Raw genomic sequence first — 1845 nt, 5'->3', positions numbered from 1 at the left:
CCCATGCACTGCACGTGATCGGCCTGGCCGGACTCGGCTCGCTGATGACCCTCGTCTGCGTGCCGGCCCGTGCGCAGGAAGGCGGCTACTTCTATGGCGGTGCCTCCCTGGGCCAGTCGCGGGCGAGGATCGACGAGGATCGCATTCGCTCCAGCCTCGCGAATGCGGGGTTGGCCATGACGTCGATGACGCGCGACGAACGCGACACGGGCTACAAGGTGTTCGGTGGCTACCAACTCAATCGCAACGTCGCGATCGAGGGGGGTTACTTCAACCTCGGCAAGTTCGGCTTCACGTCGACGACCACGCCAGCCGGCACCTTGAACGGACAGATCAAGTTGCAGGGGCTGAACCTGGATCTCGTGGGCACCTTGCCGCTGGCCGGCCGCCTCTCCGCCATCGGTCGAATCGGCGCGCAATATGCCAGCGCGCGCGACACCTTCAGCGGGGGCGGCGCAGTCACTGTCCTGAACCAGAACCCCAGCAAGCGCGCCGCGAACTACAAGTTCGGAGCCGGCTTGCAGTACGAGATCAGCCCGGCGTTCCTGGTGCGTGCCGAAGCCGAGCGCTACCGCATCAATGACGCGGTCGGCAACCACGGTGACGTCGACCTGTTCTCGGTGAGCCTCGTCATTCCGTTCGGCCGGGCCCCCCGCGAGGCACCACGCGCGTTGGCGACACCTGCCCCTGTCGAAGCGGCACCGGCGCCAGCGCCCGCGCCGCCGGTCGCCATCGCTGCGGCCCCGGTTGCGCCCGCTCCCTTGCCTGCGGAGCGTCGACGGGTGCGTTTCGCTGCAGATTCACTGTTCGCCTTTGACCGAGCCGACGTGAAGCCTGAAGGCCGCCAGGCCCTCGACCAGTTCTCGAAGGAACTGGCCGGCACACGGTACGACGTGATCACGGTGGAAGGCCACACCGACCGGCTCGGAACGAGCGCCTACAACGAGAAGCTGTCGGCGCGTCGTGCGGAATCGGTCAAGGCGTACCTCGTGGGCCCCGGAGGCATCGATTCGACCAAGGTCTCGGCAACGGGCAAGGGTGAATCGACACCCGTCACGACACCGGGCGACTGCAAGGGCGACAAGCAGACGGCCAGGCTGATCGCCTGCCTGCAGGCGGATCGACGCGTCGAGGTCGAGGTCACGGGAACGCGGTGAGCATTCCCATGCCTGGATGACCGCCCGTCAGAACGGGATGTCGTCGTCCATGTCGTCGAAGCCGGTCGACGACTTCGCGGCCGGCTTGGTGGCTGCCGGGCGCGAGGCCGGCGCGGGGCGCTCGGCCCGCTCGGTGCGTTCCGGCCGATCGCCGCCGCCGCCGCCCGAGGCGCCGCGGCTGTAGCCGCCACCGCCGCCGCCTTCGTCGCCACCACCGCCATCACGGCCGCCCAGCAGCTGCATGTTGTCGGCAATGATCTCGGTGGTGTACTTCTCCACACCGTCCTTGTCCTGCCACTTGCGGGTCTTCAGGCGGCCTTCGACATAGCACGAGCGGCCCTTCTTCAGGTACTCGCCGGCGATCTCGGCCAGGCGGTCGTAGAACACCACGCGGTGCCATTCGGTTTCTTCCATCTTCTCGCCGGAGGTCTTGTCCTTCCAGTTGCGCGAGGTGGCGAGGGTCACGTTGCAGATCGCGGCGCCGTTGGCGGAGTAGCGCACTTCGGGGTCACGGCCCAGGTTGCCGATGAGGATGACTTTGTTGATCGAGGCCATGAGAGCGGCTCCTGAAAAGTAGAACGGGGAAAAGGGGGAAAGCGGGGAAATCGGGGTACGGCGAGGGGAATGCCCGATTATCAGCGATGCATCTGGTCACGCCCGGGCAACGAAACTTCACACGGGCCGGGGT

At 66.9% G+C, this 1845-nt stretch carries 2 protein-coding genes; one reads left to right on the top strand and one right to left on the bottom strand.

Going from position 1 to position 1845, the window contains the following annotated elements; all coding sequences use genetic code 11:
* The coding region (locus AC1D15_RS29910) for an OmpA family protein (RefSeq protein ID WP_477828878.1) at positions 1-1157 on the top strand (1157 nt) is incomplete at its 5' end.
* A gap of 27 nt (positions 1158-1184) precedes the next feature.
* Here AC1D15_RS29910 and ssb read toward each other — a convergent pair.
* Positions 1185-1712 (bottom strand): single-stranded DNA-binding protein, encoded by a 528-nt coding sequence (gene ssb, locus AC1D15_RS29905; RefSeq protein ID WP_047501242.1) that lies wholly within the window; start codon positions 1710-1712, stop codon positions 1185-1187.
* Between the last annotated feature and the right edge of the window lie 133 nt (positions 1713-1845).

Source organism: Rhizobacter sp. P2_H2 (genome assembly GCF_056403375.1).
The sequence above is the reverse complement of the archived record's forward strand: the minus strand, read 5'-3'. Positions and strand labels throughout refer to the sequence as shown.

What these genes read in the sequence shown, in the direction of transcription:
- ssb (WP_047501242.1), bottom strand. Translation starts at nt 1,712, where the DNA reads ATGGCCTCGATCAACAAAGTCATCCTCATCGGCAACCTGGGCCGTGAC.